This window comes from Kutzneria viridogrisea DSM 43870 (assembly GCF_000525635.1).
Lineage (GTDB): Bacteria > Actinomycetota > Actinomycetes > Mycobacteriales > Pseudonocardiaceae > Kutzneria > Kutzneria viridogrisea.
In genome coordinates this window covers 7,816,328-7,828,930 of sequence record NZ_CP007155.1, presented here as the reverse complement: position 1 = coordinate 7,828,930, position 12,603 = coordinate 7,816,328, and the positions used below count along the sequence as shown (strand labels likewise).

Here is a 12,603-nt window from a genome sequence, read left to right as displayed (position 1 = left end):
GAGGGAACTCGCCGGGTGGGCCCACCACGCTGGTACTAGGCCGGGGAGGACCGCCCCGTCATCTCCCGCAGCGCCACCGGGGCACCCGCGAGGTCCTCCTCGTTGCACAGCAGCTTCACGTCGTAGTACGGCGCGTTGTCGCTGTCGTCGTAGTCCAGGTGGATGGCGATCACGTCGATCGGCTCACCCAGCCACTGCTGCGCCTGCCTCAGCCAGGCGGCCGATCGCTCCAATGCCGTAGCCAGGTCGTCGTCGCGGAACTCGACCGGGCGGTAGGGGACCCCTTGCACCTGGTCCCTGCGATCCTGGGGCCGGGGCAGGTCCACTCCGACACCGGTCTCATCGAGGTCCAGGCGGATCACTTCCTCACTCACCCTAGAAGCGTCCACCAGTGAGCACCGCCCCGGCAACCCCAGCGCACTGTTGGTGGGTGCGCATAGGGTGTCCGACATGGGCAAGCCTGCCGCCGTTGTGTGGGACGACTCGCTGCTCGGCTACGACATGGGGGCCGAGCACCCGCTCAATCCCGTGCGGCTGGACCTCACTGTGCGGCTGGCCGGTGAGCTGGGGGTGCTCACCGGTGTTGACCTGCTCAAACCCCGCTTCGCCAGCGCCGAGGAGGTCGAGCGGGTGCACGAGCCCGGCTACCTGGCGGCGGTGCGGGCGGCACCGAGCTCGGCGCTGGGCGTCGGCCACGGGCTGGGCACCGCGGACAACCCCGTTTTCGAGCGCATGCACGAGGCGTCCAGCCTGGTCGTGGGCGCCTCGCTGGTGGCGGCCGAGCAGATCGTGTCCGGGGCGGCCGACCGCGCGGTGAACATCGCCGGTGGTCTGCACCACGCCATGCGCGACCACGCGGCGGGCTTCTGCGTGTACAACGACTGCGCAGCCGCGATCGGGTACCTGCTGGACAGCGGGGTGGAGCGGGTGGCCTACGTGGACGTGGACGTGCACCACGGGGACGGGGTGCAGGCCGCGTTCTACGCCGACCCGAGGGTGCTCACGATCTCCCTGCACCAGCACCCGACCACGCTCTGGCCGGGCACCGGCTACGCGCGCGAACTGGGCTCGGGCCAGGCCATGGGCACCTCGGTGAACCTGCCGCTGCCGCCGGGCACCGAGGACGCCGAGTGGCTGCGCGCCTTCCACGCCGTGGTGCCCTCACTGCTGGCAGCCTTCCGCCCGCAGGTGCTGGTCACCCAGTGCGGGGTGGACTCGCACCGCGAGGATCCGCTGGCCGACCTCGCGCTGACCGTGGACGGCCACCGGGCGATCTACCGCGTGCTGCGTGAGCTCGCGTTACGTCATGCCGAGGGCAAGTGGCTGGCGCTGGGCGGCGGCGGGTACGAACTGGCCCGCGTGGTGCCGCGCTCGTGGACGCACCTGCTCGCCACGGTGCTGGACCGCGACCTGGAACCGGAGACCGCGCTGCCGCAGGGCTGGGCCGAGCGCACCGGCAAGGCGGTCATGGGCGACGGCGGGCAGACCCTGTTCGAGCACTGGGGCGGGGACGCCTCGCTACCGGTGGACGTGGCGATCAGGGACACCCGGCGAGCGGTGTTCCCCTTGCACGGCCTCGATCCTGACGATCCGAGGGACTAGTGGACCCATACAACTACCCCCGGCACTGGGAGGCCGACGTCGTGCTGTCCGACGGCGGCACGGTGCACCTGCGGCCGATCACCCCGGACGACGCCGAGCGGCTGCTCGCCTTCCACGGCAGGCTCAGCGAGCGCACCCGCTACTTCCGCTACTTCGGGCCGTACCCGCGCATCCCACCGCGCGATCTGGAGCGTTTCAGCACCGTGGACCACGTGGACCGGGTGGCGCTGGTGGCACTGCTGGGCGAGGACATCGTGGCGGTGGGCCGCTTCGACCGGCTCGACGGCGGGGACTCCGCCGAGGTCGCGTTCGTGGTGGCCGACCCACACCAGGGCAGGGGACTGGGCTCGATCCTGCTGGAGCACCTGGCCGCCGCGGCCAGGGAGCGCGGGCTGGACCGGTTCGTGGCCGAGGTGCTCGCCGAGAACGGCCAGATGGTGCGGGTGTTCCGCGACGCGGGCTACCAGGTGACCCGGTCCTTCGAGGGCGGTTCCCTGCACCTGGAGTTCGCCATCGACCCGACCGAGCAGTCGGTGGCCGTGGCCAGGGCCCGCGAGCAGGCCGCCGAGGCGCGCAGCGTGCACAACCTGCTGCACCCGCGCTCGGTGGCGGTGATCGGCGCCTCCACCGACCACGCCAAGATCGGTCACGTGGTGCTGACCAACCTGCTGGTCGCCGACTTCGCCGGTCCGGTGTACCCGGTCAACCCGGAGCACCGCTCGGTGCGCGGGGTGCGCGCCTACCGGTCAGTGCTGGACATCCCCGACGACGTGGACCTGGCGGTGGTGGCCGTGCCCGCGGCCGGGGTCCACGAGGTGATGGACGCCTGCCTGGCCAAGGGGGTCAAGGCGCTGGTGGTGGTCTCGGCGGGGTTCGGCGAGGCCGGGCAGGACGGCCTGGCCGCCGAGCGCAGGCTGGTGGCCGAGGCGCGGGCCCGCGGCATGCGCGTGGTGGGCCCCAACGCCCTGGGCGTGGTCAACACCGATCCCGCCGTGCGGCTCAACGCCACCCTGGCGCCCAAGCTGCCCGGCCGGGGCAGCACCGGGTTCTTCTGCCAGTCCGGCGCGCTGGGCACCGCCATCCTCGCCAGCGCCGCCGAGCGCGGGCTGGGCCTGTCCACCTTCGTGTCCGCGGGCAACCGCGCCGACGTCTCCGGCAACGACCTGCTCCAGTACTGGGCCGGTGATCCGGCCACCGACGTGGTGCTGCTCTACCTGGAGTCCTTCGGCAACCCGCGCAAGTTCGCCCGCCTGGCACGGCGCCTGGGCCGGACCAAGCCGATCGTGGCGGTCAAGTCGGGGCGGCACGCGGTCAGCCCCGCGCTGCGCGCCACCTCCGTGCCGGTGGACGAGGACAGCGTGCAGGCCCTGTTCGAGCAGGCGGGCGTGATCCGGGTCGCCTCACTGGGGCAGCTGTTCGACACCGCCCTGCTGCTGGCCCACCAGCCGCTGCCCGCCGGGCCCAGGGTCGCGGTGGTGGGCAACTCCACCGCCATCGGGCTGCTCGCCGCCGACGCCGTGCTGGCCGAGGACCTGGAACTGGTGCGCGAGCCGGTGGACGTGGGTTCCCAGGCCGGTCCCGAGGTGTTCGCCGAGGCCGTGCGGGACACCGCCGCCCGCGAGGACGTGGACTCGCTGGTGGTCGTCTTCGTGCCGCCCATCGCCGTGCCCGCGGGCCAGTACGCGCTGGCCCTGCGCGAGGCCGCCGGGGACAAGCCGATCGTGTCCACCTTCCTCGCCGTGGAGGGCGTTCCCGACGAGCTGGCCGTGCCGGGGCCCGACGGTGCGCCAGCCCGCGGCTCGGTGCCCTCCTACCCGAGCCCCGAGCGGGCCGTCTCGGCGCTGGCCCGCGCCACCCGGTACGCCCAGTGGCGCGGTGCCCCGCGCGGGGAGTTCGTGCGCCCCGAGGGCATCGACAGCGAGCGGGCCCGCGAGCTGGTGTCCAGCCTGAGTGGTCCGCTCTGCGACCGGGACGCCGAGAACCTGTTGTCCTGCTACGGGATCGGCGTCGTACCCTTCCGTGTTGTATCCACTGTGGACGGCGCGGTGGCCGCCTGCGCCGAGCTGGGCTACCCGGTGGCGCTCAAGTCCACCAGCGAGAAGCTCCGCCACCGCAACGACCTGATCGGCGTCCGGCTCGACCTGAGCACCGCGGCGGCCGTGCGCACCGCGTACTTCGACCTCGTCGCGGTGTCCGGCTCCAGTGAGGTCTACGTGCAGCGCATGGCCCCCAAGGGCCTGGCCTGCCGACTCGGTCTGCAGGACGACCCGTCCTTCGGCACGCTGGTGTCCTTCGGGCTGGCCGGTGTGGTCGGCGATCTGCTCGGCGACCGCGCCTACCGCGCCGTGCCGGTCACCGACGCCGACGCCGAGGCGCTCGTGCGCGCTCCCAGGGCCGCGCCGCTGCTGTTCGGCTACCGCGGCGGGGAGCCCGCCGACCTGTCCGCCCTCACCGACCTCGTGCTGCGGCTGTCGGCCCTCGCCGAGGACCTGCCCGAGGTGCGTGAGCTGATCCTGCAACCGGTACTGGCCTCCCCGGCCGGTGCCTTCGTCAGCTCCGCGCGGATCACCGTGGGCGAACCGCCCTCCCAGCCCGACACCGGCCCGCGCCGCCTGCGCCCGCTGGCGAACGGGTGATAGTGCGGCCCACCCCGTACCGCGATCCGCGGGCGTCCCGATGCTGGGGCGAAGGGGGCTGGGGTCAATGCCTGGTGCGTGGGAACACGACGAGTTCAGCGAACGCTACGGACAAAGCACTTACACCGCCTGCTACGCCCTGCTGAGCAACGAGGACGCGGCACTGGACGCCGCGGCGCGCACACTGACCGAGGCGCGGTCGGCGCTGGACGCGGGCGAGGCGCCCGAGCTGATCAGGCCGTGGCTGCGGGGCCTGGCCTACCGGCACTGCGCGGACCAGGTGCTGGTCGCCCCGGACCGTACCGTGCCGCCGCTGGACCCGGCGCACGTGGTGGCCAGCCTGGACCGGGCCCGGCTGGTCTGGCACGGCATCGGCAGCCTGGGGTTCAGCCACCGCAAGGTGCTGAGCCTGAAGGTGCCGCGGGAGCTGAGCGACCGCGAGGTCGCCGAGGTCATGGGACTGGACCTCGCCCGCGCGGAACGGCTCGTGGCCGAGGCGCAGGCCGAGCTGGAACTCGCGCTCAAGGCCGTGGTCGTGGCCAGGGCCCAGCGCAGCCAGTGCGCCACCTTGGCGGCGGAGCTGACCCACTGGACCGGCGGGCCACTGCTCCCGTGCGGCAAGCTCTACCTGACGGTGATCGCGCACCTCGGTGCCTGTACCGCGTGCGCCGCCCAGCGCAACGAGCACTGGCGGCCCATGGAGTGGTTGCCCGTGGTCATCCCGTTGTTGTTGCTGCCAGCGGGTTTCCGCGAGCGGCTGGCGCAGGCCGTCGAGGAGGCGGCCGCCACCACCGACACGCTGCGCACGGTCGGGGCAGCCCGAACCTGGTTCTCGTTCAGCGCGGTGCCCAAGGCCGCGCAGGTCGTCACGTTCCTCACCCAGACCCCGGCGGGACGGGTGGTGGGGCTGGCGGCCTCACTGCTGTCGGTGTTCGCCCTGGCGGCCAGTTCCCAGCCGGTGATCCCACCGCTGCCGGTGCCGCCCAATCCGCCTGCCATCGCCCTGTCCCCTCCCACGACGACTGCGAGCACCACTGAGGCGCTCGTGCCGATTCCCACCACCACGACGACCACATCGCGCCTCCTGCCAACCCCGCCACCGCCCGGCACGACGGCCACACCTGTCGTGAGCACGCGGCAGACCGTCAAGCCCTGTTCCTTCACCTGGCAGACCTCCAGCGACCACAACGGATTCCTCAACGGCATCGCCGCCAGCGCACCCGAGGACGTGTGGGCCGTCGGCTCGGTCGGTGACGGAGTCTCCGGCCCCGGTGCACGCCAGGGCCTGATTGAGCACTGGGACGGTCACACCTGGTCCACGGTGCCCACACCGCTGCTGACCAACTGGGGCCAGCTCAGCTCCGTCACCGCGCCGAGCCGGGACCTGGCCTGGTCGGTGGGATTTGTCGTGCCGCCCGGCAACAAACGCCAGGCCGTGGTCCAGCGGTGGGATGGCAGCACGTGGAGCACCGCCGTGGCGGACAACCCCGGCAGCGTGCTCAACGAACTGGTCGACGTGTGGGCCACCGGCACCGAGGGCTTCGCGGTGGGCCTGTCCAGCAGCGGTGTCGTACAACCGTTGGTGCTGCGGTGGAACGGCACGAAGTGGCAGCGGGTCGTGCCGGACATCGGTCACACCGCCGCCAGGACGGTGCTCACCGGGGTTGGCGGTACCAGCCCGTCCGATGTCTGGGCGGTCGGCAACACCGTTGAGGGCGGAGTGGACCGCCCGTTGATCGTGCACTGGGACGGCAGCACGTGGCGCGAACTGCCCAGCCCCACCGTCGCCGGGGCCAACACCGACCTGCTCCGGGTCACCGCCCTCGCGCCCGGGGACGTCTGGGCGGTCGGCGGCTCCCAGAACCCCACCACCAAGCAGCGCAACCAGTTCGTGCTGCACTGGAACGGCACGCGGTGGGACGAGATCACTGCTCCCAACGCGGAGCAGAGCTCTCTCAACGCCGTCGCGGCCCTGTCCGCCAACGACGTGTGGCTCCTCGGCTCCCAGGGCTCGGGCCAGCCGTTGCTCGAACACTGGGACGGCACGGGCATCACCGCCATGCCGCTCGTCCAACCGGGCGGCGAACTGCGCGCCGCCGTGCCGGTCGGCGGCGCGGTGTGGTCAGCGGGCTGGGTCACCGCCGCGGACGGCACCCGCCGCACCCTCACCGGGCTGGGGCGGTGGTGCTGACGGGGTGGTGTTGACGTAGCCCAGCACACCGCCCGCCGAGGTGCCGACCACAAAACCGGTCTCGGTCAGTGCCAGGCAGGTCGCCGGCTCGGGCTGACCGATCAGCAGTGAACGGTCCGGTCCGGACACCCGGATCGTCTGGTCCTCCGACGCTGTAACGACTTCCGCGCCGTCTGGCGTTACAGCGACCGCCGTGATCCTGCGGTCGTGCTTCTCCGTGGTGAACAGGCACCGACCGCTGGCCAGGTCCCACAGCGCCGCCGTGCCGTCCGCCGAGCCGGTCGCCGCCCGCGCCCCGCTCGGGTCCACGGCAACGCAGGTCACCGCGCCCTGGTGCCCGGCGAGCACGTGCACCAGGTGCCCGCCTTCCACGCTCCACACCCGGGCCGTGGCGTCCCATGACCCGGTGACAGCCAGCGCGTCGGTCACCGCGACGGCCGCCACCTTGTCCCAGTGGCCGCTGAGCGTCACGTACAGGCTGCCGGTGCGCAGGTCCCACACGCAGGCCGCCCCGTCGTCGGACACCGTCACCGTCCGGTCCCCGCCGGGCGTCACCGCCACCGCCGTGATCCAGTCCAGGTGCCCGCGCAGTGTCCACAGTGGATTGCCCGTGTGCAGGTCCCACACCCGCGCCGTGCGGTCCCAGGAGGCGGTCACGGCCTTGGTCCCGTCCCGGGTCAGCGCCACCGCGGTGAGCTGGTCCTCGTGCCCGACCAGCTCGTGCAACTGCTCGCCGGTCCGCACGTCCCACACCCGTGCCGTGCGGTCGTAGGAAGCGGTTGCCGCCCGGTCGCCGTCCGTGCTGACCGCCACGGAGGTCACCCAGTCCTGGTGCTCCTCCAGCGTGTTCAACAGCTCCCCGGTGCGCGTGTCCCAGATCCGCACCGACTTGTCGTCCGAGGCCGTGATCGCCCTGCCCTGTCCGGTCACCGCCACCGCGTTGATCTGTCCACTGTGTCTGTCCGCTGTGGACTCGCCCATGGCGCTGAGGTTCCACACCCGCGCCGTGCCGTCCTCGGCGGCGGTGACCGCGCTGTGCCCGTCCGCGCTCAGCGCCACCGCGGTGACCCGGCCGCCGGTGTGCAGCCGCGCCGTGCTCTGACCGGTGTCCAGGTCCCACACCCGGACCGTGCCGTCGGAGGTGCCGGTGATCAGCTTGCCCGCCAAGGACATCGCCGTCACCCGGCCCGCCTTGCCGTCCAGGGTGCCGGTCACCAGCCCGGAGCGCGGGTCGATCACGCACACCGTGCCGTCGCCCGCCCCGAGCACCACGCGCGTCGCCGAGGCCGCGAGCAACCTGATCTGCGCGCTCTGCCCGGTGTGCGAGTGCAGCTGCCTGCCGGAGTTGAGGTGCCACAGCCTGATCGTGCCGTCACCACCCGCCGTCACCGCGGTCTGGTCGGCCACGGCGAGGGCGTCCACCTGCCCCTGGTGCCCGCGCAGCACGCGCAGCGGGGCACCGGTCCGCCCGTCCCACACCCGGACGGTCCGGTCCCAGGAGGCGCTGACGATGCGCGTCCCGGCCACCGCGACCCCGGTCACCGGCCCCTCGTGGCCCTCCACCACCAGTTCCAGCTCCCCGGTGCGCAGGTCCCACGCGCGCACCGTGCCGTCCGCCGAGCCGGAGAGCACCCGGTCGGCCAGCACCACGGAGCTGATCGGTCCCTCGTGCCCGGACAGGACGTGCCGCAGCGCACCGGTCTCGCCGTCCCAGACCCGGACCGTGCCGTCCACCGAGCCGGTCACGACGTGACTGCCCGCCGCCACGGCGGTGATCGCACCGCTGTGCCCGGACAGGGTGTGCAGCGCCGGGACGGCCGCGGGGGAACTGGCCCACGCCAGCCGCAGTCCAGGCGGGTCGAGCCGCCCGGCCAGTGCGGCGTCACCGGTGAGCACCGCGTCGTGGTGCAGTTGGCGCGCAACGAGTTCGGGGTGCTTCCTGAGGTGGTGTGCCTGTCGCAGCAGGGATCTGGCCAGCGCGCCGACCTCGGGCCCCGGCAGGACCGACTGCGCGTAGCCCAGGTCCGCGTAGAGGCCGTCAACGCCCGAGCTCGTGGTTCTTGCCTGCAGGAAGCCGGAGTCGAGCAGGATCTCGGTGAGCTGGCGTTGCGCGTCCTGCCGCCTGCCGCCGCGCAGTCCGGTGATCGCGCTGGTGAAGTGGGCCACCACGTGGTTCAGGGCGTACGGGTGATCGCAGGCCGCCCAGTCCCGCGCCCACTGCGCGCTGATCCTGTTTGCCAGTGCCAGGTTGTCCTCGGACGCGCTGCGCCACCACAGCTGGTTCTCCTCGCTGTCGTGCAGGAAGTCCGCGAGGCAGCGGTGGAACAGCCGGTAGCGGCCACTGTCCAGGCCGAGCACCGGCCGCAACCTGGTGAGGCACCGGCGGACCCAGCCGTCGGTGGCCCCCAGCAGATCGGCGATCTCCTCCGCACGCAGCGGGGCCCTGGCCACCGCCAACAGCCCCAACAGGTCCCGCTGCCGCTCGTCCAGGTAGTCGAACAGGTGTCGCAGCCGTTCCCGGAACAACTGGGGCATCGTGCTCGGCGTCGCCCGCAGCGAGGACTCGGTGTACGGCTCGCGCGTGCCCGCGAGGTCGTCCAGAACCCTTGCCGCCACGAGGAAGTTGCCCTTCACGTGCTCGGTGAGCAGGCGCGCGAACCTGGGCAGCCCACCGGGGACCCGGGACCTGCCCACCAGCGCGGGGTCGTTCGCCGCGCGGGCCACCACGTAGTTGACCACGTCCTGCTCGCTGACCCCGTCCAGGTCCAGGTGGTGTGCCCCGGACAGCGCCTGGGCCAGGGCCGGATCCGGCCGCGAGGTCACCAGGAACCGGACCTCGGGCGGCAGCGACACCCCGGAAAGGCTTGCCAGCAGGTCGAAGACCCGGTTGCGGCCGTCCGCGTCGGTGGCCTCCTCCACCCCGTCGACGACGAGCAGCACGGCGGGCAGCCGGTTGCGCCGGGCCAGCTCCCGCAGCGGCGCGGCGATCACCCGCGTCAGCACGTCCGCGGGCGGCTCGTCCACGTGCAGGTTCAGGTTCGTGATGCGCACACCTACTGAACCAGGGCCCTGCGCCGTGCCCTGGATGGTCGTGCGCCACTGCTGGGCCAGGTGCCGGTCGTACCGCTTGAGGTGGTGCAGCAGTTGGGTGCTCCACGAGCTGAGCAGCCCGTTGACCGAGATCGTCGTGGCGTCGTCGGACCGGCAGTGGTGCACCGCCCAGGACTGTGGTGCGAGGTATCCCGGGAGCTGCTTGGTGAGCGTTGTCTTGCCGGTGCCCATGCCCCCGGTCACCAGCATGAAGCGCGCGGTGCCCGTGAACCAGTCACTGATCTCGGGCAACGCCGTCCACCGCAGGATGGCGTGGCGGGTCATCCGACCTCGTTGGCCTCCACTCCGGCAACGCTGCCCGTGGCGCCCACTCGGCCCGCCCGCGCCTCGCCCAGTACCGTGCCGCCGCGCACCTTCGCCACCCGCACCCCGCGCAGCGCCCCGTCCACGTGGTCGGCCGCGGCGATCCCGTGCAGCCGCACCTCGCCCTCGCGTCGTTCTCCCCGGAAGGTGATGCGGCGCCCGGTCAGCTCCTCCACCAGCACCCGCAGCGCGTCGGCGAGTTCCAGCGCGCCGGGGTCGGCAGCGGTGATCTCCCTGCCCGCCAAGGCATAGGGAGCCAACTGGGCGATGAGCTCGTCCACCCGCTGCTCGTGCCGGGGCAGCGCGGCCGGGTCGATCCGCGCACCGGCAAGGCCCGGTTCGAAGACCTCCTCGGGCGGCTCGATCTGCGGCGGGGCCTCCTGCGCGCGCTCACGCCAGCGCCGCACCGCCTCGGTGACCTGGTTGTAGAGGAACTTGATCCCCTCGTTCACCACCGTGACGGCCACCGCCGCCACCGTCAGCTCGACCACCAAGTGCCTCCCAGCGATCCGTCCGGGCATGCGTGGGCCAGTCAAGCACGATCCACGGCTGCGTGGGCCCGGACCCCTTCCGCCGTACGGGTGGTCACCAGCCGCGTTGCCGCCATTGCTCCAGGTGTGGGAGTTCTTGCCCGATCGTGGTGTTCGCGCCATGACCCGGATGGACCAGTGTGTCGCCGGGGAATTCCCTGAGCAGTCGGCGCACCGAGCCGATGATCGTGTCGAAGTCCGACAGCGGCCAGCCGGTCAGCCCCGGGCCACCGGGAAAGAGCGTGTCCCCGGTGAACAAGTGGCCCGGTACCGCGTAACTCAGTCCGCCCGGTGTGTGCCCCGGTGTGTGCAGCACCCGGACTTCCTGGCTCCCCAAGGTGATCCGGTCGCCCTCGCCGAGTACCCGGTCGAACTCGCCCTGCCACAAAGGGACTTCCGGCACTGGCGCCAGTGGCGTTCCCGCTGTTAGCAGCTCCTCGGTCGCGGTGCCCGCGTCGAAGTACCCGTGCTGAGCCAGGTGCGCCAGTTCGTGACGCCAGACGGCCTGTTCCGCCGGGTGGCCCAGCACCGGTGCGTCCAGGACTTCCAGCGCCAGCACGTGATCGGCGTGCGCGTGGGTGAGCGCCACGCCGATCACCTCCAGGCCCTCGACCGCCGCCCGCACCGCCTCCGGCTCGTCGCCCGGATCCAGCACCAGCGCCTGCCCGCTGTCGGCCAGCACCCAGCAGTTGGTGTGCAGCGGCCCCACCGCCACCCGGTCGATCCTCACCCCAGCACCTCGGTCAGCCAGCTCCGATCATCCTTGTCCACCACCGGGAAACCGGCCGCCCACGGGCCTTCCCAGTGCACGGTGATGCCGGGGTTGTGCAGATCCGTGCCGTCCGCGAGGAACAGGTGCGGACTGCCCTGCACCACCTCGGACCCGGCCACCTCGTGGTCCGCCATCACCGCGGCGCGGCTGGTCCCCGAGTCCAGCGCCGCGGCCAGCTCCGCCACGTCCACCGTGCCGGTTTCCCGCGCCACGTCAAGGATCACCTCGCGGTGGCCGATCGACCGGGACCGCGTCCAGAACGCCCGGCGCAGCGCCAGGTCCAGGTCCTCCGACGCGCCGAGCCCCTGCGCCTTCGCCGCGTGCACCGCCTCCGCCGCCAACAACACCGTCGAGGGATACGTCCACTCCGGCGCTGTCCACACCCGGAAGCCCGCACCCGGCTCGATCTGGCCCAGGCCCACCGCCTCCGTGTCCGTGCCCGGCCGGGAGTGCGGGCCGTTGAACAACTCCAGCGCGAACGTGTGGTGGTCCAGCCGCACCCGTTCGGTGAGCCCGAGGCGGTCCCGCGCCGCGGCGAGCCGGTGCAGTGCCACGTAGGCGAAGGGGCACAACAGGTCCGACCAGACCTGGATGGTGCCCGGTGTGACGACTGGCCTGCTCATGCGTGCTCCTCGTGATCCGTGCCGGGTGGGTTGCTGGAGAACTTGACCGGACGCAGCAGGACGGCGGTCCGTCGGTCGGCGACCATCTCGCGGTCGTAGGCGGCCAGGTCCGAGTGCCTGCCGCCCGCCGCGTGGTAGACGTCCCGGAGCAGCCCCGGCAGGTCCGTGCCCGGCAACTGGTCGTCCGGCCCCGCCAGTTCCACCGGGCCCGTGACGCCCACCCACTCCCAGCCCGCTCGGAACACCAACGTCGCCCGCGGATTCGCCCGCAGGTTCGTCAGCTTCGCTGTGCAGCCCCTCGCCACGAAGGCCACCACCGGCTCACCCGTCACCGGGTGTGGCAGCACTCCCGCGTTGACCAGCGACACGCCCGGCTCGCCGTTCCGCTTGGTGGTCACCAGCACTGCGAGCCAATGCTCCTGGCTGGCCAGTTCCCGCACTGTGTCCAGATCCGCCATGCCCGTCCTCCTCCCTCGTCGGACCGAAGTCCGCTTTCGTCTGTACGGTGCACGTTCCGGACCGAAGTCCGGTTGGCTCGGGGTGCGCCTGTGTTCGGACTGCGGTCCGGTTGCCCGGGTCCCGGCTGTCTTCGGACCGCAGTCCAGTTGGCCCAGGGGCCAGCCGTCTTCGGACCGTGGTCCAGTTGCCCGGGCTCCGGCCGTCTTTGGACCGAAGTCCGGTTGGCCCACACCCGGGTCGTTTTCGGACCGCGGTCCAGTTGGTCGTGCCCCAGCGGCGTTCGGACCGCGGTCCGGTTGGCTGCATCCCGGCCGTCTTTGGGTCGCGGTCCGGTTGGTCCGCACCCCCAACGGTGTTCGGACTGCGGTCCAGGTGG

Annotated in this window: 9 protein-coding genes; 3 read left to right on the top strand and 6 right to left on the bottom strand. The window is 72.4% G+C overall.

Features of this window, described 5'->3' with window-relative positions; genetic code table 11:
• Window positions 1–35: 35 nt before the first annotated feature.
• Window positions 36–374, bottom strand: a complete 339-nt coding sequence (locus KALB_RS33925) for a hypothetical protein (RefSeq protein ID WP_025360125.1) — start codon at window positions 372–374, stop codon at window positions 36–38.
• A gap of 76 nt (window positions 375–450) precedes the next feature.
• On the opposite strand from KALB_RS33925, the gene KALB_RS33920 reads away from it, so the two are divergent.
• From KALB_RS33920 to KALB_RS33910, 3 genes are all read left to right on the top strand, one after another.
• Window positions 451–1,602: an acetoin utilization protein AcuC gene (locus tag KALB_RS33920; RefSeq protein ID WP_025360124.1), complete on the top strand. Its 1,152-nt coding sequence runs from the start codon at window positions 451–453 to the stop codon at window positions 1,600–1,602.
• A complete protein-coding gene (locus KALB_RS33915) occupies window positions 1,602–4,238 on the top strand; it encodes a bifunctional acetate--CoA ligase family protein/GNAT family N-acetyltransferase (protein WP_025360123.1) in 2,637 nt (878 codons plus the stop codon). The genes KALB_RS33920 and KALB_RS33915 overlap by 1 nt, the downstream gene beginning before the upstream one ends.
• 67 nt (window positions 4,239–4,305) lie before the next feature.
• Window positions 4,306–6,429 (top strand): RNA polymerase sigma factor, encoded by a 2,124-nt coding sequence (locus KALB_RS33910; RefSeq protein ID WP_025360122.1) that lies wholly within the window; start codon window positions 4,306–4,308, stop codon window positions 6,427–6,429.
• On the opposite strand, the gene KALB_RS44525 is transcribed toward KALB_RS33910, so the two are convergent.
• From KALB_RS44525 to KALB_RS33885, 5 genes are all read right to left on the bottom strand, one after another.
• Entirely contained in the window at window positions 6,361–9,804 is a 3,444-nt protein-coding gene (locus KALB_RS44525) for a P-loop domain-containing protein (protein WP_025360121.1), read from the bottom strand. The genes KALB_RS33910 and KALB_RS44525 overlap by 69 nt on opposite strands.
• On the bottom strand, window positions 9,801–10,334 hold the full coding sequence (locus KALB_RS33900) for a hypothetical protein (protein ID WP_030107938.1): 534 nt from the start codon (window positions 10,332–10,334) through the stop codon (window positions 9,801–9,803). Before KALB_RS33900 ends, KALB_RS44525 begins: the two co-directional genes overlap by 4 nt.
• Before the next feature lie 94 nt (window positions 10,335–10,428).
• Window positions 10,429–11,103 carry an MBL fold metallo-hydrolase gene (locus KALB_RS33895; RefSeq protein ID WP_025360119.1) on the bottom strand — a complete coding sequence of 225 codons (675 nt, stop codon included), beginning with the start codon at window positions 11,101–11,103 and terminating at the stop codon, window positions 10,429–10,431.
• Entirely contained in the window at window positions 11,100–11,768 is a 669-nt protein-coding gene (locus tag KALB_RS33890; protein WP_025360118.1) for a DsbA family oxidoreductase, read from the bottom strand. Before KALB_RS33890 ends, KALB_RS33895 begins: the two co-directional genes overlap by 4 nt.
• Window positions 11,765–12,226, bottom strand: a complete 462-nt coding sequence (locus KALB_RS33885) for a pyridoxamine 5'-phosphate oxidase family protein (protein ID WP_025360117.1) — start codon at window positions 12,224–12,226, stop codon at window positions 11,765–11,767. The genes KALB_RS33890 and KALB_RS33885 overlap by 4 nt, the downstream gene beginning before the upstream one ends.
• Window positions 12,227–12,603 lie beyond the last annotated feature (377 nt).

Coding starts and splice junctions, on each gene's coding strand:
- KALB_RS44525 (WP_025360121.1), bottom strand. CDS start 9,804: ATGACCCGCCACGCCATCCTGCGGTGGACGGCGTTGCCCGAGATCAGT.
- KALB_RS33890 (WP_025360118.1), bottom strand. CDS start 11,768: ATGAGCAGGCCAGTCGTCACACCGGGCACCATCCAGGTCTGGTCGGAC.
- KALB_RS33885 (WP_025360117.1), bottom strand. CDS start 12,226: ATGGCGGATCTGGACACAGTGCGGGAACTGGCCAGCCAGGAGCATTGG.
- KALB_RS33920 (WP_025360124.1), top strand. CDS start 451: ATGGGCAAGCCTGCCGCCGTTGTGTGGGACGACTCGCTGCTCGGCTAC.
- KALB_RS33910 (WP_025360122.1), top strand. CDS start 4,306: ATGCCTGGTGCGTGGGAACACGACGAGTTCAGCGAACGCTACGGACAA.